A 24,049-nucleotide genomic window follows, 5' to 3' on the forward strand; every position below is an offset into this window, starting at 1 on the left:
TGGCTGGCGAGGGCGGCTCCTGGCCTGCAGGAGCCGCCTTGCCGATTGCAGGAGCCGGCCTTGCCGGCGAAAGCCCCAACGCGGTCTATACCCCCTGCGGCATCTCACCCTGCGCCAAACGCCGATTGATATCCTCCACCACCTGCGGCAGGTCATTGATGGTGTCGATCAGGTAGTGCGGGCGTGACCCTTCGAACAGTGCATGAATGCGCGCACGCTCGCTGGCCAGTTGCTCGGCATCCAGCGCCAGGTAGCCTTCATGGGTCAGCCCCAGCGCGTTGCCCGAGCACACCAGCGCCACGGTCCACATGCCGGCACGACGCCCTTCCAGAATGCCCGGTACGGTGTCGTCCACCTTCACGCACGCCGCCACATCGTCGATACCCAGCGCAATCACGTTGGCCAGCGCCTGGGCCGGCCACGGGCGACCGTTGGGGGTCTGGTCGGTGGCCACCACATGGTCGGCCACATAGCCATTGTGCCCAGCCAGTTCCACTACCTTGTCCATCACCACCTTCGGATAGCCGGAGCACGAACCGATCTTCAGGCCCTGCCGGCGCAGGGCGCTGATGGTCTGCAGTGCGCCGGGGATCAGCGCCGAATGGGTGGCGATCTTTTCGATCTGCAGCGGCATGAAGCGGTTGTAGAGCGCCGTCACGTCATCATCGCTTGGCACGCGGCCGAACACCGCGCGATAGCGCTCGGCAATCTGCGGCTGGTCGCACAGCGTGCGGATATGGTCCCACTTGCCCATGCCCATGGGGCCGCGGGCCTCCTCGATGGACACCTGCACATCGAATTCGGCAAAGGCCTCGACGAAGATCTGCGTGGGGGCGAACGAGCCGAAGTCGACCACGGTTCCGGCCCAGTCGAGAATGGCCGCTTGCAGCTGTGTGGGGTTGCTGTAGTTCATCATTGCGTTCCTTGTTCGGTATACCGCAGAAAAGGGGGATAAAACGGAATCAGATGTGCAGCACTTCCATTTCCCGCAGCGCATCGGCCACGGCCCGGACCGCGGCGCGCATCTCGTGGGGGCCGACGCAGCCGATGCAGCCCACGCGGAATGTCTCGACCTGGGTCAGCTTGCCGGGATAGAGGATGAACCCCTTGGCCTTGACCCGTTCGTAGAAGTCCGCGAACTGGTAGCGCGGGTCACGCGGGGCGTGGAAGGTGACGATGATCGGGGCCTGGATGGCGGCGGGCAGAAAGCTGCGCAAGCCGATGGCCGCCATGCCGTCGAGCAGGGTCTTGCAGTTGCTTGCATAGCGCTGGTGACGCGCCGCCAGGCCGCCTTGCTCGTGGTACTGCAGCAGCGCCTCGTGCAGCGCCGCCACCACGTGGGTGGGCGGGGTGAAGCGCCACTGGCCGGTGCGGGCCATGTAGGCATGCTGGTCATGCAGGTCCAAGGCCAGCGACGGCGAGTTGCCCTTGGCGCCAGCCAGTGCGGCCTTGTCGGCGAACACGAAGCCCATGCCCGGTACGCCTTCGAGGCACTTGCCGGACGCCGCGATCAGGGCGTCGAAAGGCACCTGGGCCGCGTCGATCGGCAGGGCGCCGAACGAGCTCATGGCGTCGATGATCAGGCGCTTGCCGTGATCGGCGACGACCTGGGCGATCTGCGCCAGCGGGTTGAGGATGCCAGTACTGGTTTCGCAGTGAATCAGCGCCACGTGGGTAATGCTGGCATCGGCGCGGATCAGGCGTTGGACATCGGCGGCGGTGGTGGGCTGGTCTTCGGCGGTCTCGAAGGTGGTGAATGCGCGGCCCAGCACCTGGCAGATCCTGGCCAGGCGTTGGCCATAGGCGCCGTTGACCAGTACCAGCACCTTGCCGTCACGGGGCACCAGCGTGCCGATGGCCGCCTCCACGGCGAAGGTGCCGCTGCCTTGCAGGGGCACGCAGTGGTGGCTGGCGTGGCCATTGACGATGCTCAGCAACTGCTGGCACAGGTTGGCGGTCAAGGTGTTGAATTCGCGGTCCCATGAGCCCCAGTCGAGCATCATCGCCTGCCGCGTGCGTGCCGAGGTGGTCAGGGGGCCCGGCGTCAGCAGGACGGGGGTGTGGGTCATGGCGATGCTCCTCGCAAGCGGTGGGCTGAAACTACGGTGCCTACGTTGCAATTGCGCGCTTCATCAATCAAATTGTTTGTCGTTATGCCAACCATAAGTCAGGCCGATAGATATGAACCTGTTCCAGCTTCGCGCTTTCGATGCGGTGGCCCGCGAGGGCAGCTTTACTCGCGCTGCCGCGCGCCTGTTCATCAGCCAGCCAGCGGTCACCGGGCACATCAAGGCACTCGAGGAGCATTACCAGATCACCCTGCTGCGGCGCACTGCGCGGCGTGTGGAGCTGACCGAGGAGGGCACCCGCCTGGCCGCCATCACCCGCGCGATGTTCGGCCTGGCCGAGGAGGCGCAGGTGATGCTCGAAGCCAACCGCCAGTTGCTTACCGGGCGCCTGGAAGTTGCCGCCGACGGGCCACACCAGGTCATGCCGATGCTGGCCCAGCTGCGCGTGCGCTACCCCGGCATCACGGTCAACCTGCGTCTGGGCAATGCCCAGGAAACCCTGGCGGCGCTGCTGTCCGAGCATGCCGACGTGGCCGTGCTGACCGAGGTCGAACCGCGCAAGGGCCTGCACCTGCAGGCCCTGGGCCCGTCGCGTATCTGTGCCTTGCTGCCGGCCGGCCATCGCTGGGCCAGCCGCCCCGAGTTGCCCCTTGCCGAACTGGACCAGCAGATCATGGTGCTGCGCGAACCCGGCTCGATCACCCGGCGCACCTTCGATCAGGCCTGTGCCCGGGCCGGGGTGCAGCCACGGGTGCTGCTGGAGCTCGACAGCCGCGAAGCGGTGACCGAGGCGGTGGCCGCGCAGCTGGGGCTGGGTATCGTCTCGTCGATGGAGACCAGCCACGATCCGCGGGTGGTGGCCCGGCCCATAGAGGGGCCAGGGCTGGTCAACCAGCACATGCTCGGTTGCCTGGAGCGGCGCCGCGAGTTGCGCCTGATCCAGGCCTTTCTCGGGCTGGCGTCATCGGCATGACACGGCGTTGGCGTTTTGCCGTCGGCCCCCTAAGATGGCCGGCACACACCACCTGCAACACGAGTGAGGGTCGATGAAGGAGAAAGACACCATCTCCATGCAACTGGTGCGCGAGGCCCTGTTGCAAAGCAGCGCACCCGGCGCGGCGGCTGCGGCGTTGCTGCAGCGGGTGGGGATCGACCCGCAGCAACTGGAGCAGCCCCAGGCCCGCGTGCCGGCCAGTGCCTATGCCCGGCTGTGGCGGCTGCTGGCGCGTCGCTGCAACGACGAGTTCTTCTGCATGGACCCGCGCGGGCTGCGCAGCGGCAGCCTGGCGTTCATCTGCCGCTCGTCCATGGCCCAGCCGACCCTGGGCGCGGGCCTGGAGTGCGCGCTGGGGTTTCTGTCGCTGATGCTCGAGCACTTGCACCCGGTGCTGGTGCGCCAGCAGAGCCTGGCTGAAATCGTGATCGGCGAACCCGCCGAGGCGCCGCGCCGACCCTTCACCTATTTCACCTTCTGGATGATCGTGCATGGTGTGGCCTGTTGGCTGGCGGGTCGGCGCATTCCGATTCTGGCCATCGAATTGCGCTGCGCCGAGCCGGACTACTGCGATGACTACCGCGTGATGTTTTCACAGAACCTGCAGTTCGAGCGCCCACGCACGCGGCTGATTTTCGCTGCCGATTGCCTGGACCTGCCGCTCAGGCGCACACCCGAAGAGCTGCAGCGTTTTCTGGCCGAGGCGCCGGCCAACATTCTGGTGAAGTACCGCGACCCCACCAGCCTGGCGCGGCGGATCCGCGACGACCTGCGCCAGTTGCCCGCCAGCCAGTGGCCGGATGCCGAGGCACTGGCCCAGCAGCTGTGCCTGTCGGCCTCCACCCTGCGCCGACGCCTGGCCGAGCAGGGCCAGACCTACCAGGCCCTCAAGGACAGCGTGCGCCGCGAGCTGGCCATCGGCTGGCTGGCCGATGCGCAGGTCAGCTACGTGGAGATCGCCGAACGCCTGGGGTTTGCCGACACCAGTTCGTTCTACAAGGCCTTTCGCAAGTGGTCGGGGTGCAACCCCGGGCATTACCGCAGCCTCGTGCTGGGTTCGGGCTGAGGCCGCGAGGCAAGCCTTCCCGCTCCCTTGCCGGCGGGGCTGTTCCTAGTCTGGGTGCCCACCCCTTGATGGAGCAGGCGCCATGAGCCCGACCTCGAGCACCCGCAAAACCACCGGCACCACAGACGATCCCACCATTCTCGATCAATTCATCGCCGAACGCCTGCCGGGTTGGCTGCGCACGGCATCCAGGGACCAGGCGCGCGCAGTGAGCGCTGCATTGATCCGGCATCAGGCGTCGCTTGAAGCGTTGACCGAGTTGTTCCAGCTCCTGCAGTCGCCCGACGTGTTCGCTGCGCCCCTGCTGGACAAGGCCTTGCGCGACACCCTGGGGCTGCAACTGGACACGCGTGCGGCGCACTGGAAGGAAGTGCGCCTGCGTCAGTACCGCCCGGGGCTTTCGGCCACGCCCATGCCTTATCTGGAGGCGATCGAGATCCAGAGCCCGCTGTTGCAGCGTGCCCTGCAGAACTTCAGCGAGACTGCCGGCGGCTACTGGGGATTCTTTCGCGGCACGGCGATCGTGTCTGCGGGTCAGGCACTGGGCGTCGCGCCCGAGCGGTTTGCCGGCCTGTGCCGCACGCTGGACCTGGGCCAGAAGTATCAGGCTCATCTGGACAGTGTGCTCGACCCGCCGGATGACGCACTCAAGCGCCAGCGCCATGCGCTGCTGGCCCGCGAACAGCGCGATCAGCTGGATGTGGCCGCCCAGGTCGGCTACCTGAAAAAGGACATCGACGAGGTGGCCTACCGCATGCTGCGCCAGGTGGTCGACGGGGCGAGCCAGGTGACTTACGCCGAGCACCCGGTAAGGGTGCGCAGCATCGAGGTGCTGGGGCAGCAGGTACAGGGCGCGGTCGCCTTTCTGGCCCGTGGCGAACCCCTGGAGGGGGCGATACGCTGGACCGAGGCCGGCCTGGTGCGCCAGGTGGTGGTGTTTCTGCCTGGCGATCCGCAGCGCCCGCTGCGTCAGTATCCGACCTGGTATGCCTGTGCAACCGATCTGGGCCTGGCCTTGAAATCGGCTGGTTACCTGAGCTACTTCCAGAGCCTGATCAGCCTGCAGGAGCGTGCAGCTTTCGGCGCGGCCTGGCAGGCGCAGCGAGACGCGGCGCGCCCGGACCTGGAACTGCTCGATTACCCGCTGGCCGGAGAGTTGTTCGCCAGCCTTGCGCAATGGCGTATCGCCCGGCTCAAGGCCGACGCTGCGGTGCTTGCCGTGCCTACGGCCAGGGTCGACGATGCGCTGGCCGAAGCACGTCGCGAGGCCTACCTGGCCGCAGGTGAAACCCTGCTCGGCATAGCGGCCTCGTTCGTCCCCGGGGTTGGCCAGATCATGCTGCTCAGTAGCGTCGGGCAGTTGCTGGGCGAGGTCTATGAGGGCGCCGTCGACTGGAGCAAGGGCCAGCGCAAGGAGGCCCTGGCGCATCTGACCGGCGTGGCCGAAAACGTGCTGGCCAGCGTTGCAACAGGGGCGGGTGTGGCGGGCCTGGTGGCGGTGGCCAAACGGTCGGCCTTCGTCGACGGCCTCATGCCGATAGTGCGCAGCACGGGCCAATACAGGCTGTGGAACGAAGACCTGGCAAGCTACCGTCATGCCCACCCTTTGCCTGAAACCCTGGTGCCGCGCAGCGATGGCTTGTATGAGGATGCAGGCGCGCTGTGGCTCAGGCATGAAGGGCAGACCTATCAGGTTCAGCAGCGCGATGGGCGCTGGGTTATGGTGCACCCGCAGCGTGCCGAAGCCTACTCGCCCGGCCTGGAAACCAATGGCGAAGGCGCCTGGCGCCTGCCTGGCGAGCATGCGCTGCAGTGGGCGGGCAATGCCCTGCTGGTGCGGCGCCTGGGCCCGCTGGCCGAAGGGCTGAGCGATGCGCAGATCGACCAGGTCATGGTGATTGCCGGTATGGACGAGGCGCGTTTGCGCGGCCTGCACGTGGAGAACCGGGGCATGCCGGTTCGCCTGCGCGATACCCTGGTCCGCTTCGGTATCGATACGCGCATCTCGACATTCTTCGAGCGTCTGCACCGGCAAACCGATGCCCAGGGCCTGGACCCTGTGCTCCATGCCTTCTGCAGGGAGCATCTGCAGGGTGTCGAAGACGCGGGGCAGGACTCGGAGCTCGATCATATCTGGGAGCAGATGCCGCGCTTGCGCTTCGAACTGTTCGAGCACCTTGAGGCGGCCACGCTGACCGCTGCCGATAGCCGTGTGAGCCTGTTGCAACGTGACTTTCCCGGGCTGGCGCGACGCTATGCCCAGGCGCTGGCAGAGCAGGCCGATGCCACGCAGCGCCAGATGATGGATCAGACTCGGCGCATTCCCCTGGCGGTCGCCGAGCAGGCACGCCACACCTTGCGTGAGGCGCGATTGAGCAGGGCGCTGGAGGGGTTGTGCCTGCAGAACGTGCACAGTGACGACAGCGTGGGCCTGGCCTTCGGCTTGCTGCGACGCATGCCGGCCTGGCCCGACGGGCTGAACCTGGAGCTGCGCGAAGGTTCGTCCAGCGGGCGGGTGATCGAGCGCCAGTTGTCACTCAGCGATACCCGCCAGACGCGCGTGCTGGTGCGTCGCGACGGGCAGTTTTCGGTGTACGACACTGAAGGCTACGAGCTCGACGACGAGATCCCGGCGCCCCAGGGGATGTTCGAGGCGATTGCCTGCTGCCTGACGCGCGAGCAGCGTCGCGCCCTGGGCTGGACGCGTCATGACAGCGCGGCACAAATGCGCGAGGCCCTGGCTGCGCGGGCCCTGGCCAATCCCTCCGAGGCCGCGCAACTGATCGGACAGGCGCGCTCGACCGGGCGCTTCAGCCCGCCCCAGCGCTTGCCCGACGGTCGCATCGGGTATCCGCTCAGTGGCCGGGGCAGTGCGACACGACGGTCCCTGGTCAGTGTGGTGCGTGTACTGTTCCCGGGCTATGACCAACTCCAGATCGATGTGCTTCTGACCGAACTGCAGGGGGGCTCGGTTGAACCGATGACGGCACTGATGCGCCTGCTGGACCAGTACCAGCGCCTCGATGCGAGCCTGCAGCTGTGGTGTCGGGAGGTCTTTGGCCAGTCCCGCGAGTGGCGACGCCTGGTGGCCGATGAGCTGCGCCGGTGCTGGCGACGACAGACCGATCGCGTGACCAATGGGGGTGGCACGCTGATCGGCTATCGCCTGAACCTGGTGGCGATGCCGGTGGGGCATCTGCCGCCGCTGGGGGCCGGTATCGATTTTTCCCACGTGATAGACCTGAGCCTGGTGGGCATGGGGCTGACCGAGCTGTCGAACAGCTTCCTGCAACGCTTTGTCGGCGTGCGCTGGCTCAACCTGGCCAACAACCGCTTCGGGCGCATACCGCCTGCCTTGAACGGCATGAACTGGTTGCGTGAGGTGAACCTGAACCTCAACCAGATCAACCTGCGCAACACCGGGGTCAATACCCTTGCGTCCCTGCATCGGCTTGAAGTGCTGAACCTGGACAACAATCCCATCGAGATCCTGCCGAACATGGCCGGCATGTACAACTTGCGCCACGTGTGGTTGCGCAGCACGCGCCTGCAGCTGTTCCCGACCGGGTTGCTCGAATGTCCGTTTCTGGATGTGGTCGACTTGCGCGACAACCTCATCACCCAGTTACCGGAGACGTTCTTCGTGCCCGAGTCGCTGAACATCTACCTGCTCCAGCGTAACCCCCTGCCGCAGGCCACCTGGGACCGCATCAACGATCTGCAGCAGTTGCTGCCCGTGGTGGAGGCTGCGGCCGGTGTCATGGTACGTGCTGAAACGACTGCGCAAGCCCGCGCACTGTGGCTGGAGCTGGCGAACGAGGCGCAGCTGGATGTGCGCAGCCGTTACTGGGACAGCCTGATTGCAGAGCCTGGCGCCGCAGACTTCTTCCAGTTGCTGACCGAACTGACCGGGTCGGCGGATTTCCAGCATACCCGGGCCGAACTGGACCAGCGCGTGTGGCGCATGCTCGAGGCGATGGCGCAGCACACGGCGCTGCGCGAGGAACTGTTCGAGCTGGCGGCCAGCCCGACCACGTGCGTGGACAGCGTGTCGTCCACCTACAGTGCGCTCGAAGTGCGGTTTTTGCTGTTTCAGACCGTGCGCGCAGACAGCCCGAACGAGCAGCAGGGCGAAGCGTTGCTCGCCTTCGCGCGGCGTCTGTTTCGTCTTGAACAGGTCGAACAGTTCGCGCGTGCCGACATCCAGGCCAGGACGCAGGAGGCGCGTGGGGTGGACGAGGTCGAGGTGAGCCTGGCCTATCGCACCCGTCTGGCCGCTGCACTGGACCTGCCCGGGCAACCGCGCAACATGCAGTTCGCCGAAGTGGCCGCCGTGGCCCCGGCACAGATACACGAGGCCCAGCGGGTGGTGCTGGCTGCCGAGCAGACCGACCAGCTGGCAACGTTCATCAGCGGCCGGGATTTCTGGCTGGCCTACCTGCGCCAGGCTCACGAAGGCGAGTTCGAGCAGGTCGAACAACCGTTCTGGGATCGACTCGAGGTGCTGGCCGCGCAACAGGGCACGCTGCAGGAAGGGGTGTACCTGACGCGAATGAACGCATTGCGCAGCGAACGCGAGGCGGCAGTGCAGGCGCTGGCATTGCGCCTGACCCAGGCGGCGCTGGAGGCTGCCGCGCCGCCTGCGGGCTAGCGCCGGGGGCTGTGCAGGCAGTGGCCAAACCAGTCATCCAGATTGACAGCTTTGGCCATTGTCGCTGCGCGCTGGTGGCGCGACTATCGTCAGATCATTCGTTCTATTCCAACAATAAGAAACGAGGAGTCTGGCAATGCGTGATTACCACGACGCGCAGCGTGCTTTCGATTACCTGCACACTGCCGATGCCGTGCTGGCGGGCAACCTGGGTGCGCTCAACGCCTGCGTCGAGTGTTGCGACCGGCACGCCGCCGAGGGCGGCGTGGCCTTGTACTGGGAGCGCCACGACGGGGCCTGCGCGCAGTACACCTTTGCCGACCTGCAGCAGCGCGCCGCACGCCTGGCCAATGTGCTCAAGGCGCAGGGCGTGGGGCCGGGCGACCGGGTGGCGGGGCTGCTGCCGCGCACCGTCGAGCTGCTGGTCACGGTGCTCGCCACCTGGCGCCTGGGGGCAGTCTACCAGCCGCTGTTCACTGCCTTCGGGCCCAAGGCCATCGAGCACCGCCTGCACAGTTCCGGCGCCCGCGTGGTGGTCACCGACCGCACCAACCGCCCGAAGCTCGACGAGGTCGAGGGCTGTGCGCGGATCATTACCGTCGATGCCCAGGCCGGCAGCGGCGACCTGGATTTTCACACTGCCCTGGACGCTGCCAGCGCCGACTGCGCGCCTGTGCTGTTGTCCGGGGAGGCCCCCTTCCTGCTGATGTTCACCTCCGGCACCACCGGCCCGGCCAAGCCGCTGGAGGTGCCGTTGCGGGCCATCGTGGCGTTTCAGGGCTACATGCGCGACGCCATCGACCTGCGCCCCGAAGACAACTTCTGGAACCTGGCCGACCCCGGCTGGGCCTACGGCCTGTACTACGCCGTCACCGGGCCGCTGGCGCTGGGCCAGGCCACCACCTTCTTCGACGGCCCGTTCAGTGTCGAAAGTACCTGCCGGGTGATCGACAAGTACGCCATCACCAACCTGGCCGGGTCGCCCACGGCCTATCGCATGCTGATCGCTGCCGGCCAGGCCTTCGCCGAGCCGATCAAGGGCCGCCTGCGGGTGGTCAGCAGCGCCGGCGAACCGCTCAACCCGGAAGTGATCCGCTGGTTCGCCGAACACCTGCAGGTGCCCATCCACGATCACTATGGCCAGACCGAACTGGGCATGGTGCTGTGCAACCACCACGGCCTGCGTCACCCGGTGCACCTGGGCTCGGCCGGCTTTGCCATCCCGGGTCATCGCATCGTTGTGCTTGATGAACAGCAGCGCGAACTGCCGCCCGGCCAGCCCGGCATCCTCGCGGTGGACCGCGAGCAGTCACCGCTGTGCTGGTTCGGTGGCTACCACGGGGTGCAGACCAAGGCCTTCGTCGGCAAGTACTACCTCAGCGGCGACACGGTGGAGCTGAACCAGGACGGCAGCATCAGCTTTGTCGGGCGCAGCGACGACGTGATCACCACCTCCGGGTACCGGGTCGGGCCCTTCGATGTGGAAAGCGCGCTGATCGAGCATCCGGCGGTGATCGAGGCCGCCGTGGTCGGCAAGCCGGACCCGGAGCGCACCGAACTGATCAAGGCGTTCGTGGTGCTGGCCAGCGGCGTGGAGGGCACGCCGGAGCTGGCCGAAAAACTGCGCCAGCATGTGCGCCAGCGCCTTTATGCACATGCCTACCCGCGCGAAATCGAATTTGTCGGCGAGCTGCCCAAGACCCCGAGCGGCAAGCTGCAGCGTTTCATCCTGCGCAATCAGGAAATAGCCAAACAACACACCGCGCCGGCGCCCGTCGCCAGCGCCTGAGGACCCCTTATGCAGATTGCCAACAAGAACTTCATCGTCAGCGGCGCCGCCTCCGGGCTGGGCGCCGCCACCGCCGAGATGCTGATCGGCGCCGGTGCCCAGGTGATGCTGGTGGACCTTAACGCCGAGGCCGTTGCAGCCAAGGCGCAAGCCCTGGGTGACAAGGCCCGTTTCGCCGTGGCCGACATCAGTCAGGAGGCCCCGGCCAAGGCCGCCGTGGACGCGGCCGTCAGCGCCTTTGGCAGCCTCCACGGGCTGGTCAACTGTGCCGGCATCGTCGGCGCCGAGAAGGTATTGGGCAGGCAGGGGCCGCACGGCCTGGACAGCTTCAGCCGGGTGATCAACGTCAACCTGATCGGCAGCTTCAACCTGCTGCGCCTGGTGGCAGCGGCCATGGCCGAAGGCGGTGCCGACGCCGACGGCGAGCGCGGGGTGATCATCAATACCGCCTCCATCGCCGCCTATGACGGGCAGATCGGCCAGGCGGCCTACGCTGCCTCCAAGGGCGCGATTGCCAGCCTGACCCTGCCGGCCGCCCGCGAACTGGCGCGCTTCGGTATCCGCGTGATGACCATCGCGCCGGGCATCTTCGAAACCCCGATGATGGCCGGCATGACCCAGGAAGTACGCGACTCGCTGGCGGCCGGCGTGCCGTTCCCGCCGCGTCTGGGCCGCCCGCAGGAGTACGCGGCGCTGGCGCGTCACATCATTGAAAACAGCATGCTCAACGGCGAGGTGATCCGCCTCGACGGTGCCTTGCGCATGGCTGCCAAGTAATTCAGGAGAACCGCATGAGCATGTCCCATGATCCCATCGTAATCGTCAGCGCCGTGCGCACGCCCATGGGCGGCCTGCAGGGCGATCTCAAAAGCCTGACTGCACCGCAACTGGGCGCTGCCGCCATTCGCGCAGCCGTCGAGCGTGCGGGCGTGGCTGCCGACAGCGTCGACCAGGTGCTGTTCGGCTGCGTGCTGCCGGCCGGTCTCGGCCAGGCCCCGGCACGCCAGGCGGCCCTGGGGGCCGGCCTGGACAAGGGCACCACCTGCACCACCCTGAACAAGATGTGCGGCTCGGGCATGCAAGCCGCGATCATGGCCCATGACCTGCTGCTGGCCGGTACCGCCGAGGTGGTGGTGGCCGGCGGCATGGAGAGCATGTCCAACGCCCCGTACCTGCTGGACAAGGCGCGCAGCGGCTACCGCATGGGGCACGGCAAGGTCATCGACCACATGTTTTTCGACGGCCTGGAAGATGCCTACGACAAGGGTCGCCTGATGGGCACCTTTGCCGAGGACTGCGCCCAGGCCCAGGGCTTCAGCCGCCAGGCTCAGGACGACTTTGCGATTGCCTCGCTGACCCGTGCGCAACAGGCGATCGAGAACGGCAGCTTTGCCGCCGAGATCGTACCGGTGGAGGTGACCGAGGGCAGGCAGACCCGCCTGGTCAGCCACGACGAACAGCCGCCCAAGGCCCGCCTGGACAAGATCGCGCAGCTCAGGCCGGCGTTTCGCGAAGGCGGTACGGTCACGGCAGCCAACTCCAGCTCGATTTCCGACGGTGCGGCGGCGCTGGTGCTGATGCGCAGGTCCCAGGCCGAGCAGCGCGGCCTCAAGCCACTGGCGGTGATCCACGGGCATGCGGCGTTCGCCGACGAGCCTGCACTGTTCCCCACCGCGCCGATCGGCGCCATCGATGCGCTGCTCAAGCGCACCGGCTGGAGCCTGGCCGAGGTCGACCTGTTCGAAATCAACGAGGCGTTCGCGGTGGTCACCCTGGCGGCGATGAAGCAGCTGGACCTGCCCCACGACAAGGTCAACATCCACGGCGGCGCCTGCGCCCTGGGCCACCCCATCGGCGCATCGGGCGCGCGTATTCTGGTGACCCTGCTTGCCGCGCTGCGCCAGAAGGGCCTGCGCCGCGGCATCGCGGCCATCTGCATCGGCGGTGGCGAAGCCACGGCCATGGCTGTCGAGTGTCTGGACTGAGGTGCACCATGCTAGTCAACGATGAACAACAGCAGATCAGCGACGCCGTTCGCCAGTTTGCCCAGGAGCGCCTGCGGCCGTTTGCCGAGCAGTGGGACCGCGAGCACCGCTTCCCGCGGGAGGCTATCGAGCAGATGGCCGAGCTGGGCCTGTTCGGCATGCTGGTGCCGGAGCAGTGGGGCGGCAGCGACACCGGCTATGTCGCCTACGCCATGGCCCTGGAGGAAATCGCCGCCGGCGATGGTGCCTGCTCGACCATCATGAGCGTGCACAACTCGGTGGGCTGCGTGCCGATCCTCAAGTTCGGCAGCGAGCAGCAGAAGCAGCAGTTTCTGACGCCGCTGGCCACGGGCGCGATGCTCGGTGCCTTTGCCCTGACCGAGCCCCAGGCGGGCTCCGATGCCAGCAGCCTGAAAACCCGTGCGCGCCTCGAGGGCGATCACTATGTGCTCAACGGCTGCAAGCAGTTCATCACCTCGGGGCAGAATGCCGGCGTGGTGATCGTGTTCGCGGTGACTGACCCGGCAGCCGGCAAGCGCGGCATCAGTGCCTTTATCGTGCCCACCGACTCGCCTGGCTACCAGGTGGCGCGGGTGGAGGACAAGCTCGGCCAGCATGCCTCCGATACCTGCCAGATCGTCTTCGAGAACGTGCGTGTGCCGCTGGCCAATCGCCTGGGCGAGGAGGGCGAGGGGTACCGGATCGCCCTGGCCAACCTGGAGGGCGGGCGCATCGGTATTGCCGCGCAATCGGTGGGCATGGCGCGGGCCGCGTTCGAGGTGGCACGTGACTATGCGCGCGAACGCGAGAGCTTCGGCAAGCCCCTGATCGAACACCAGGCGGTGGCGTTTCGCCTGGCCGACATGGCCACGCGCATCGCCGTGGCCCGGCAGATGGTGCATCATGCCGCCGCCTTGCGTGATGCCGGGCGCCCGGCGCTGGTGGAAGCCTCGATGGCCAAGCTGTTTGCTTCGGAAATGGCCGAAAAGGTCTGTTCCGATGCCTTGCAGACCCTGGGCGGTTATGGCTATCTGAGCGACTTCCCGCTGGAGCGGATCTACCGTGACGTGCGGGTTTGCCAGATCTACGAAGGCACCAGCGACATTCAGCGCATGGTCATTGCGCGCAATCTTTGAAGGGAGCAGCTTGCATGAGTTTCGAAACCATTCTGTTGGACATCCGTGGCAAGGTCGGCCTGATCACCCTCAACCGGCCCCAGGCGCTCAACGCCCTCAACGCGCAGATCGTGCGCGAGCTGAACCAGGCGCTGGACCAGCTCGAAGCCGACCCGAACATCGGCTGCGTGGTGCTGACCGGTTCGGAGAAAGCCTTCGCCGCCGGTGCCGATATCAAGGAAATGGCCGAGCTGAGCTACCCGCAGATCTACATCGACGACCTGTTCAGCGACAGCGACCGCATCGCCAACCGCCGCAAGCCGATCATCGCCGCGGTGTCCGGCTTCGCCCTGGGCGGTGGTTGCGAGCTGGCACTGATGTGCGACTTCATCCTGGCCGCCGACAATGCCAAGTTCGGTCAGCCTGAAATCAACCTGGGCGTGTTGCCGGGCATGGGCGGCACCCAGCGCCTGACCCGCGCGGTGGGCAAGGCCAAGGCCATGGAGCTGTGCCTGAGCGGGCGCATGATGGGGGCCGAGGAGGCCGAGCGTGCCGGCGTGGTGGCGCGTATCGTGCCCAAGGAGCAGCTGCTCGAGGAGGCCCTCAAGGTGGCGGCACAGATCGCCAGCAAGTCGGTGCCGGTGGCGATGATGGTCAAGGAGAGCATCAACCGTGCTTTCGAGGTGAGCCTGTCCGAAGGCGTGCGCTTCGAGCGCCGGGTGTTCCATGCCGCGTTTGCCACCGAAGACCAGAAGGAAGGCATGGCGGCGTTCATCGCCAAGCGCGAGGCTCAGTTCAAGGACCGCTGAGCAACATCTACCACCTGCCCGGCAGGGCGTGACGCTGTACTGCGGCTTCTTTACTCACAAGGAAGTCGCATCATGGATGCAGCAGATACGCTTTTCGGGCAGTTGGCCACACACGCTTCGCTGTGCGGCCCCATCGGCCGCCAGATGGTCACCCGGCCCTCGTTGCACGCCGTGGCTGCGCAGGTGTGCGCGCAGCAATGGCAGGTGCGCGGGATCAAGGGCCCGGCGCCATCGGCCTTGACCCTGGTCAGGGGGCGGCCGGGGCAGGGCGCGCGGCTCGATTCGCTGGCCGATGCCCTGATACGGCGCTATTGCGAACGCACCTGCCTCAACCTGGCCAGCGGGCTGGACTACCTCACCCTGCAGCGCGGCGCCGAGTATCCGCAGGCCGCCGATGTCGACCTGCACGCGGTCGAAACCCTGCTCAATGAATGCGGGCCGTTGCTGCTCGATGAATACAAGCGTGTGCTCAGCCGTTACTGGGGCCAGGCCGAGCCGGGCCAGACCGCGCGCTGGGACTGGCTGGCCGATTACCTCAAAAGCCGTTTTTCCAGCGCCTGCGAACTGGCCCGAGGGGCTGGCGTGCTGGACGGGCTGGAGCTGGCCACGGCGACGATGGTCGGCATCTATCCACGGGCGACGCAGCGCGCGCAGTTCGGCAACGGCGCGGATGTACGCGTGTCGCTGCTGTGCCTGGATGCCGAACCCGGTGGCGGGCTGGACCCTGAACTGGCCAGCGCGGTGCTGATCGAGCGCCAGGTGCTCGGCCAGTTGCGCACTGTCGTGGTGCTCTACACCCTGGCGGGTGGGCTGTATCGCTTCGATTCGCGCCAGGCACTGCTGGAGGCATTGGCCAGGGGCTGGGGCGCGCAGGCTTCGGGCACCTTCAAGCTCAACCTGTACCAGACCGAACTGTCGATTTTCCAGGCCCAGGCGCGGTTGTTGTTCGAACAGCAATTGCGCCTGATCGATGCCATCGCCGCCGCACCTCTCGATTCGCAGGTCGACCCGGTGCAGACGCTGGTCGCGCGCCTGGACGAAGCCACCTCGCTGGTGCAGGTGTGCGATGTGAGCGAGCGCCAGACCCTGGCCAGCCTGCGCGGGCTGTTGCCGACGTGGTTGCGCGACGCTGACGAGGCGCCGCGCCTGCAGTACACCGAGATGCTGGTGCGCCTGGCGCGGGCGCAGCAGCGCAGTGGCGGGCAGTCGTTCCTGCATGACCTGCCCGGCATGCCGGAGTACGCCTGGGCCCAGTGGCAGGCGGCGGTGCATGCCGGGCACCCGGGCTTTACCCGTGCCGAGCTGGAGGATGTCGAGCTGGTCAACCGCCAGGTGATTGCCGGCGCCGGCGGCAGTGGGGGGGATTTTGCCCCGGCGGGCAGCATTCGCGAGGTGACGCTGAACCTGGCCCAACTGGCGGTGGGCAACCTGGGGCTGCTCAGGGCAGGCAGCGTCACCTTGCGCAGCCGCAGCGGCGCAGTGCTGCCGACATGGCTGGATCTTGCATTCATCAAGGCCCAGGTCACCCGCCTGGACGTGGGCCAGACCTACCCGGACCTGTTGCAGCACAGCCTGCTGGATGACCCTGTGCAGTCGGCCAGTCGCCAGCAGCTGTTCGTCGATCAGTTGCGCGAACAACTGCCGATGCTGGTGCTGGAGTATTGCCTGCGTCAACGCGAAGGGGTTAGTGCACTGAGTGCCCGGCGGGTCACGGCACTGTGCCGTGGCGAGGAAACCGACGCGGTGCTGCGTCCGTTGGGCCTGTTGCGCGAGGCGGGTGCACACCCCGATGTCGCGCTCAATGCGTACCTGGTCGAGGGCCGCGACCCGCGCCAGGGGCCGTGCCTGCTGTATCGCCCACTGCACCGCGAGCCGCTGCAGGAGTTCAGCTCGCGCCAGGCCCTGTTCGAGCGGTTGTGCGAGCCTGGCGCGCTGCACGACGATCTGCTGAAGCGGCTGCCTGCCAAGGCACAGCCGGTGTACGCGCGTGGCGGGCTGGAGCAGCCGCATACGGTGCGCTTTCTGCCCGGCTCGGACTTCGCTCCCCTTCAGGTGCCGGCCCCGGCGTCGTTCAGCGACGCGCTGATCGATGGCGACCCGCTGGTGCATCTGTACCGTAGCTGCGCCCAGGAACTGGTGGCCCGCGCCCGGGCCGGCTCGCAGTCATCCAGCGAACAGCGCTGGGCGGCCTATGCCGAACTGGGCTGGCTGATGTTCAACACGCTGTTGCCACTGTGCAATGGCCCGGTTGCGGTGGCCGGCTGGCTTGTGCAACTGACGGCAGGCCTGCGCGATACCTTGCAGCAACACCAGAGCGAGGGTGACGGGCAGCTGGCGGAATGGTTGTTCAACCTGGCGCTGACGTTGCTGGCGAGCAGGACCGACACCACCCGGCTCAAGCTCTCAACCCCTGCGCAGAGGGGCGAGTCGCCGCTGGCCCAGGTGCTGGAGCCCGAGTTCGGCCATGCCCTTGCTTCGCCCTCGGGCCAGGCGCTGGACAGCCTGGATTTCAGCTGGGCAGCGGCGGCGGACCGACTGAACGGCGAACAGCGCGCGCGCCTGGTGCCCCTGCAGCGCGTGCAGGGCCGCGAGGGGCTGGGAGCACCGATCAGCCACGGGCCCTGGCAGGGGTTGTACCTGCATGAGGACCGTCTGTGGGTGGGTGTCAGCGGGCAGGTCTACCCCGTGGTGGAGGAGGATGCCGGCCTGCGAATCCGCGACGCGCAACAGCGTCCCGGGCCCTGGCTGCGGCACGCCGCCGATGGCAGCTGGCAGTTCGACCTGGGCTTGCGCTTGCGTGGCGGCATGCCGCTGAATCGGCGCATCCAGCAGTTGCGCCTGGCCAACCAGGCTCGCGTGGAGGTTCTGCAGAAGGAACTGGACGACTACCAGCCGGTGCGCCAGGCCAGCGCCTTGCAGCTCAAGCGCGATCTGGACGAGGTGGTGAAACAGGAGCCGCAGCCCTCGGCCGAGCGATTGCAGCGCTATGTGGATGATCTGCGACGGCACGGGCAGGGGCTGGCCAAGGCGCGGGAAAGCCATGCGCAACTGAACCAGCTTAAAACCCTGGCAAACTTTCGCGCCCAGCAGGGCAACTACCTGTTCGAGGAGTCCAGCATTACCGTGCAGTTGCTGTACGCCTTGCGAAGCCTGTTCATGCATAACAAGGACGGCATAAACAACCTTCGCGGCGGCCAGGGTCAGGACCGTCTGCGCGAACTGGTGCTGGAAGGCACTTCGCCCACCTATCGGCAATTGGTGGTGCTGCTCGAAGGGGCCAAGACCCTGACCGAGCAGATCATCGACTGCTATCAGGCCCTCGATCGCCTGACCGGGCAGCTGCGCCAGATCCTGCCCGGCGGCCCGGCCCAGGCAAGCAGGATCGAGGCGATGCGCGGTGAAGAGCTGGCAGTCCAGGCCTGGCGTTCGTCCCAGATCAACATGCTGGGGGTGTTGGTGCTGCAGGCAGACCGCGGGCACGCCGGAGGCGAGGGTATCTACGAGACGGTGTTGTCTGCCCGATTGGGCTTGCAGCTGGAGCTCGAGATGGGCGGGGCGTTCACCGATCAGGAACGGGTGCAGATGCTCGACAGCAGTGTGCGCCACTATGCCAGTGCACTGCAGGGCACCCAGCTGTACAAGGCCTCCAGCGCGGTTTTGCAGGGGGCGGCACAGGTGGAGGAGTACCAGCAGGTGCTGCAGGCCCTGCATGATGCTGCCCAGAAGCGACTGGCCGGGCTGATTCGCGACCTGCCACGCCAACCTTCGGCGCCACCGGCCTCAGGCAGCCGCTCGCGCACGTTGATACGCACCCGCAACCGCGGCGTGGTGGTGGGGCAGCAGCGTCGGCTGGCCGGGGCCGACAGCGACGTGGTGGTGGTGATCGACCCGGTGGAACAGCGCGAGCTGGCCCGCTACGAGGAAACCGCCGAGGCCGGTATCTGGCAGCCGGTGGAGCGCCCCCGCCCAGCACCTGCGCGCGCCACCCAGGCGCAGTTGCCGGGCTTGCTGGAGCGCTCCACGCGGTTGCTGAACGACTCGACGCAGCAGCTCAGGCGCGCCGTCGCCCAGGCCAGGACCGCCATGCTTCCGGTGGAGATGGAAGAAATCCTGACGCAGCAGGCGCGCCCGCTTGACGAGCTGGCCCGGCAGATCGAACAGGCATTGACTGCCGGCAACGACACCGACCGGTCTGCTGCCGGCCAGGATGCGGCGCTGCAAGCCAAGGCCCTGCTCGAGCAGGCCAAGCACCTGCGTGATGAAGGGCGGCGTCTGCGTGTGCAGATGACCCTGGCACAGTTGCCGACGGTCAGTCGGGTGGCCTACCTCAAGGCCCAGGGCGAGGTCAGCCTGCACAGGCTCCAGCCGCGCAAGCCCACGCGAAAACGCAAGGGTCATGCCCAGGATTTCCTTCAGGAGTACGAAATCCACGACAAGGCGGGGCAGTTGCTGTGGGTGGCGCACTTTCATTACGCGACCCTGGACGCAGAGCCTGGGCTGTACACCGCGGCGCATCTGAAAACCGCCGCACAGCGGTTCGAGGGGGGGCAGTACCAGTTGCCGGCAGACGCCGACAATGAGCGCGTGATCCAGATCTACCGCAGCCAGATCGACAGCCGCTCGGCCCGGGCGCTGTTCCTGGACCTGTAGCGGCGCCCGCGCCTACTACCAAATGACGAGTTGTCCTCTGCCAAAGGGCGATTCGTCAGCCGCCCCGGGCTGCCTAAGATCCGTACACCGCCTGTCGTCATGACAGGCCCGGATCAACAGAGGCCCGAACATGATCTATGCAGCTCCCGGCACCGAAGGCGCCCTTGTCAACTTCAAACCGCGTTACGGCAACTACATCGGCGGCGAGTTCGTTGCCCCGCTGAACGGCCAGTACTTCACCAACAGCTCGCCGGTGAACGCCCAGGTCATCGCCGAATTTCCACGTTCCAGCGCCGAAGACGTCGAGCGCGCCCTGGACGCCGCCCATGCCGCTGCCGATGCCTGGGGCCGTACCAGCGTGCAGGACCGCTCGCGCATCCTGCTCAAGATTGCCGACCGTATCGAGCAGAACCTCGAAGTGCTGGCCATTGCCGAAACCTGGGACAACGGCAAGGCCATTCGCGAAACCCTGAATGCCGACGTGCCGCTGGCCGCCGATCATTTCCGTTACTTCGCCGGCTGCATCCGTGCCCAGGAAGGCAGCGCCGCCGAGATCAACGAAAACACCGCCGCCTACCACTTCCATGAACCGCTGGGCGTGGTCGGGCAGATCATTCCATGGAACTTCCCGCTGCTGATGGCCGCCTGGAAGCTCGCCCCGGCCCTGGCCGCCGGCAACTGCGTGGTGCTCAAGCCGGCTGAACAGACCCCACTGTCGATCACCGTGTTCGCCGAGCTGGTGGGCGACCTGCTGCCGCCGGGCGTGCTCAACATCGTGCAGGGCTTCGGACGCGAGGCCGGTGAAGCGCTGGCCACCAGCAAGCGCATCGCCAAGATCGCCTTCACCGGTTCCACCCCGGTGGGCTCGCACATCATGAAGTGCGCTGCCGAGAACATCATCCCCAGCACCGTGGAACTGGGCGGCAAGTCGCCGAACATCTTCTTCGAAGACATCATGCAGGCCGAGCCGAGTTTCATCGAGAAGGCCGCCGAAGGTCTGGTGCTGGCGTTCTTCAACCAGGGCGAAGTGTGCACCTGCCCATCGCGTGCGGTGATACAGGAATCGATCTACGAGCCGTTCATGGCCGTGGTGATGAAGAAGATCGCCCAGATCAAGCGTGGCAACCCGCTGGACACCGAAACCATGGTTGGCGCCCAGGCGTCCGAGCAGCAGTACGACAAGATCCTCTCGTACCTGGACATCGCCCGCGAAGAGGGCGCGCAGGTACTGACCGGTGGCGCCAGCGAGCGCCTGGCCGGCGACCTGTCGAGCGGCTACTACATCCAGCCGACCCTGCTCAAGGGCCACAACAAGATGCGCGTGTTCCAGGAAGAGATCTTCGGCCCGGTGGTGGGCGTGACCACCTTCAAGGACGAGGCCGAGGCCCTGGCAATCGCCAACGACACCGAGTTCGGCCTGGGCGCCGGGCTGTGGACCCGCGACATCAACCGTGCCTACCGCATGGGCCGTGGCATCAAGGCCGGGCGCGTGTGGACCAACTGCTACCACCTGTACCCGGCGCACGCCGCGTTCGGCGGGTACAAGAAGTCCGGCGTGGGTCGTGAAACCCACAAGATGATGCTCGACCACTACCAGCAGACCAAGAACCTGCTGGTGAGCTACGACATCAATCCGCTGGGCTTCTTCTGACGCCCGATGGCTGTGGGAAAATCTGTTCCAAAGTAGCATTCGACCTGCGCCGGCAACGGTGTATTAATAGACGCACCGCAATCCTGTGGTGCCAGAAGAGGATGGACCTATGTGGAAAAAACCCGCGTTCACTGATCTGCGTATCGGCTTTGAAGTGACCATGTACTTCGCCAGCCGTTGATCCCTCTTGCGCCGGTGCCCCAAGGCACCGGCGCTGCCTTGTGCATCCCCCCTATCGTCTGATTGCAAAACCCTCCTGATGCTTTAGGCTGGCGCTACCTTAAAAGAACAAGAAGGCGTCGCATGAGCCCGAACCTGAGCCAGTTGCGTAAATTCGTCTCTCCGGAAATCATCTTCGGTGCCGGCTGTCGGCACCATGTGGCCAATTACGCCAGGACCTTCGGCGCGCGCAAGGTACTGCTGGTCAGTGACCCTGGCGTGATCGCCGCCGGCTGGGTCGGCGACATCGAGGCCAGCCTGCAGGCGCAGGGCATCGATTACTGCCTGTACAGCGACGTGTCGCCCAACCCGCGGGTCGAAGAGGTCATGGCCGGCGCCGAGCGCTATCGCAGCGAACAGTGCGACGTGATCGTGGCCGTTGGCGGCGGCAGCCCGATGGACTGCGCCAAGGGCATCGGCATCGTGGCGGCCCACGGCCGGCACATCCTGGAGTTCGAAGGGGTCGACACCATCCGAGTGCCGAGCCCGCCGCTGATCCTGATCCCGACCACCGCCGGCACCTCGGCCGACGTGTCGCAGTTCGTGATCATCTCCAACCAGCAGGAACGCATGAAGTTCTCCATCGTCAGCAAGGCGGTGGTACCCGATGTGTCGCTGATCGACCCTGAAACCACCCTGAGCATGGACCCGTTCCTCTCGGCCTGTACCGGCATCGACGCGCTGGTGCATGCCATCGAGGCGTTCGTGTCCACCGGTCATGGGCCGCTGACCGACCCCCATGCCCTGGAGGCAATGCGCCTGATCAACGGCAACCTGGTGCAGATGATCGCCAACCCGCAGGACATCGCCCTGCGCGAGAAGATCATGCTCGGCAGCATGCAGGCCGGGCTGGCCTTCTCCAATGCCATCCTCGGGGCGGTGCACGCCATGTCCCACAGCCTGGGCGGGTTTCTCGACCTGCCCCACGGTCTGTGCAATGCGGTGCTGGTCGAGCATGTGGTGGCCTTCAACTACAGCGCCGCCCCCGATCGCTTCAAGTTGATCGCGCAGACCCTGGGTATCGATTGCCGCGGGCTGAACCACAATCAGGTCCGCCAGCGCCTGGTCGAGCACCTGATCGCGCTCAAGCACGCCGTGGGCTTTCACGAAACCCTGGCCTTGCATGGGGTGGGCAGCAGCGACATTCCGTTCCTGTCGCAGCATGCGATGGACGACCCGTGCATCCTCACCAACCCGCGGACTTCGAGCCAGCGTGACGTCGAGGTGGTGTATGGCGAAGCCCTCTGAGCCTGGCGCGAATGCGCTGGCCGGGCTGCTGGGGCTGAGCAACCACACTGTTCGCAAAAGCCACTACCCGGAACTGGCGGCGCGCCTGGACGAGCTGGAAACCGAGCGCAAGCGCTATTCGTGGCTGTTCGAGCATGCGGTGCACGGCATCTTCCAGGCCAGCCTCGACGATGGCCTGCGCGCCGCCAACCCGGCGCTGGCGCGCATGCTGGGGTATGCCGACCCCCAGGCGGTGCTGTTTTCCCGGCGTGACCTGGCCAGCCACCTGTTCGTGGGCGGCCAGGCCGAGTTGCAGGACATTGCCCAGGTGCTGCAGCGCGAGCAGGCCCTGCTGGGTTACGAAACCCAGCTGCGACGCAAGGACGGCAGCAGCATCGATGTGCTGATGAACCTGTTGCTGCGCCCGGACGAGGAGGGCGTGGTCGAGGGGTTCGTCGCCGACATCACCGAGCGCAAGCTGGCGCAGGAGCGTCTGCAGCAACTCAACGACGAGCTGGAGCAGCGCGTGGCCGAGCGTACCCGCCAGCTGATGGAGGCACGCGATGCGGCCCAGGCGGCCAACCGCAGCAAGGACAAGTACCTGGCCGCCGCCAGCCACGACCTGCTGCAACCGCTCAACGCTGCACGCCTGTTGATTTCGACCCTGCGCGAGCGCCAGTTGCCGCAGGCCGAGCAATTGCTGGTGGAGCGCGCGCACCAGGCGCTGGAAGGCGCCGAAGACCTGTTGAGCGATCTGCTGGATATTTCCCGGCTCGACCAGGCGGCAATCAAGCCTGACCTTGACCTGTACCTGCTGGACGATGTGCTGGCGCCGCTGGCCTCGGAGTTTCAGCCGGTGGCGGCTGCCGAGGGCCTGGGCCTGCGTTTGCGCAGCGGACGCCAGGTGATCCGCACCGATGTGCGGCTGCTGACGCGGATCCTGCGCAACTTCCTCAGCAACGCCTGCCGCTACACCGAACAGGGGCGCATCCTGCTGGGGGCGCGGCGGCGTGGCGACTGCCTGCGCCTGGAGGTCTGGGATACCGGGCGCGGCATTGCTGCGCAGCGCCTGCAATCGATCTTTCTCGAATTCAACCAGCTCGATGTGGGCCGCGCCGCCGATCGCAAGGGGGTGGGCCTGGGCCTGGCGATCGTCGAGCGCATTGCGCGGATCCTCGATTACCCGGTACGGGTGCGCTCCTGGCCGGGGCGCGGTTCGGTGTTCAGCATCGATGTGCCGCTCTCCACCGAACGTCGTTGCCCGCCGGTGCTGGCGCCAGCACCGCTGCCGAGCGTCGGCGACCCGCTGCCGGGGCGCCGCCTGCTGGTGCTGGACAACGAACTGAGCATCCTGCAGAGCATGGCCGCCCTGCTGGCCCAGTGGGGGTGCGAGGTGCTGACCGCGACCGACCGCAAGACGGCATTTCAGGTGTTGCAGGGGCGCGCGCCGGAACTGGTGCTGGCGGACTTTCACCTGGACCACGGGGTGACCGGCTGCGAAGTGGTGCGCGACCTGCGTGAGCATTTCGCGGTGACCATACCCGCCGTGATGATCACCGCCGATCGCAGCGACCAGAGCCGCCGTGCGATGCAGCGCCTGGGCGCGCCATTGCTCAACAAGCCGGTCAAGCCGGGCAAGCTGCGTGCGGTGCTGAGCCAGCTGCTGGGCGAGGCGGGCGTGCGATAAACAGCGAGACTACCCCCGCGGACGAGTTTTTTTGCTATAAAGGCCGCCCTCAGGGGAGCGTTGACGCTCGTTCGAGGGGCATTTCGGACAAAACCACCTTCATTTGTATTGCCCCTTGCGAAACTCGGCCTTAGACT

At 66.6% G+C, this 24,049-nt stretch carries 15 protein-coding genes; 13 read left to right on the forward strand and 2 right to left on the reverse strand.

Translation table 11 applies throughout. The features are described 5' to 3' along the window. Positions 1-85: 85 nt before the first annotated feature. Together phnX and LOY33_RS09260 are read right to left on the reverse strand one after the other, a co-directional pair. Complete coding sequence (phnX, locus tag LOY33_RS09255; protein ID WP_258662481.1) at positions 86-913, reverse strand: phosphonoacetaldehyde hydrolase; 828 nt, start codon at positions 911-913, stop codon at positions 86-88. Positions 914-962: 49 nt separating this feature from the next. After that, complete coding sequence (locus LOY33_RS09260) at positions 963-2,069, reverse strand: 2-aminoethylphosphonate--pyruvate transaminase (RefSeq protein ID WP_258662482.1); 1,107 nt, start codon at positions 2,067-2,069, stop codon at positions 963-965. Positions 2,070-2,181: 112 nt separating this feature from the next. On the opposite strand from LOY33_RS09260, the gene LOY33_RS09265 reads away from it, so the two are divergent. The 13 genes from LOY33_RS09265 to LOY33_RS09325 all read left to right on the forward strand — a co-directional run bounded on the left by LOY33_RS09265 (position 2,182) and on the right by LOY33_RS09325 (position 23,912). Continuing rightward, on the forward strand, positions 2,182-3,042 hold the full coding sequence (locus LOY33_RS09265; RefSeq protein ID WP_116053428.1) for a LysR substrate-binding domain-containing protein: 861 nt from the start codon (positions 2,182-2,184) through the stop codon (positions 3,040-3,042). A 73-nt stretch (positions 3,043-3,115) separates the two neighbouring features. After that, entirely contained in the window at positions 3,116-4,129 is a 1,014-nt protein-coding gene (locus LOY33_RS09270; RefSeq protein ID WP_043859675.1) for an AraC family transcriptional regulator, read from the forward strand. Between the two features lie 82 nt (positions 4,130-4,211). Continuing rightward, positions 4,212-8,780 (forward strand): NEL-type E3 ubiquitin ligase domain-containing protein, encoded by a 4,569-nt coding sequence (locus LOY33_RS09275; protein WP_258662483.1) that lies wholly within the window; start codon positions 4,212-4,214, stop codon positions 8,778-8,780. 136 nt (positions 8,781-8,916) lie between these two features. Then, positions 8,917-10,569 (forward strand): AMP-binding protein, encoded by a 1,653-nt coding sequence (locus LOY33_RS09280; protein WP_258662484.1) that lies wholly within the window; start codon positions 8,917-8,919, stop codon positions 10,567-10,569. Between the two features lie 9 nt (positions 10,570-10,578). Then, a complete protein-coding gene (locus LOY33_RS09285; RefSeq protein WP_058541897.1) occupies positions 10,579-11,346 on the forward strand; it encodes an SDR family NAD(P)-dependent oxidoreductase in 768 nt (255 codons plus the stop codon). A 14-nt stretch (positions 11,347-11,360) separates the two neighbouring features. Continuing rightward, positions 11,361-12,554, forward strand: coding sequence for an acetyl-CoA C-acyltransferase (locus LOY33_RS09290; protein ID WP_058541898.1), 1,194 nt, complete (start codon positions 11,361-11,363; stop codon positions 12,552-12,554). An 8-nt stretch (positions 12,555-12,562) separates the two neighbouring features. Beyond that, positions 12,563-13,690 carry an acyl-CoA dehydrogenase gene (locus tag LOY33_RS09295; protein ID WP_043860115.1) on the forward strand — a complete coding sequence of 376 codons (1,128 nt, stop codon included), beginning with the start codon at positions 12,563-12,565 and terminating at the stop codon, positions 13,688-13,690. A 14-nt stretch (positions 13,691-13,704) separates the two neighbouring features. After that, positions 13,705-14,478: an enoyl-CoA hydratase gene (locus tag LOY33_RS09300; protein ID WP_043860114.1), complete on the forward strand. Its 774-nt coding sequence runs from the start codon at positions 13,705-13,707 to the stop codon at positions 14,476-14,478. Positions 14,479-14,550: 72 nt separating this feature from the next. Then, positions 14,551-19,128: a hypothetical protein gene (locus LOY33_RS09305; protein WP_258662486.1), complete on the forward strand. Its 4,578-nt coding sequence runs from the start codon at positions 14,551-14,553 to the stop codon at positions 19,126-19,128. A gap of 130 nt (positions 19,129-19,258) precedes the next feature. Beyond that, the gene (locus LOY33_RS09310; RefSeq protein WP_123752225.1) at positions 19,259-20,779 is read left to right on the forward strand and encodes an aldehyde dehydrogenase family protein; all 1,521 of its coding nucleotides are present in this window, start codon (positions 19,259-19,261) and stop codon (positions 20,777-20,779) included. Between the two features lie 109 nt (positions 20,780-20,888). Further along, positions 20,889-20,960, forward strand: a complete 72-nt coding sequence (gene pqqA / locus LOY33_RS09315) for a pyrroloquinoline quinone precursor peptide PqqA (RefSeq protein ID WP_020289857.1) — start codon at positions 20,889-20,891, stop codon at positions 20,958-20,960. A gap of 122 nt (positions 20,961-21,082) precedes the next feature. Then, positions 21,083-22,246 carry an alcohol dehydrogenase-like regulatory protein ErcA gene (gene ercA / locus LOY33_RS09320; protein ID WP_043860111.1) on the forward strand — a complete coding sequence of 388 codons (1,164 nt, stop codon included), beginning with the start codon at positions 21,083-21,085 and terminating at the stop codon, positions 22,244-22,246. Continuing rightward, positions 22,230-23,912 (forward strand): NahK/ErcS family hybrid sensor histidine kinase/response regulator, encoded by a 1,683-nt coding sequence (locus tag LOY33_RS09325; protein WP_078480516.1) that lies wholly within the window; start codon positions 22,230-22,232, stop codon positions 23,910-23,912. The genes ercA and LOY33_RS09325 overlap by 17 nt, the downstream gene beginning before the upstream one ends. Positions 23,913-24,049: the final 137 nt, after the last annotated feature.

Source organism: Pseudomonas sp. B21-036, from assembly GCF_024748925.1.
In the GTDB taxonomy this organism is placed as follows: Bacteria; Pseudomonadota; Gammaproteobacteria; order Pseudomonadales; family Pseudomonadaceae; genus Aquipseudomonas; species Aquipseudomonas palmensis.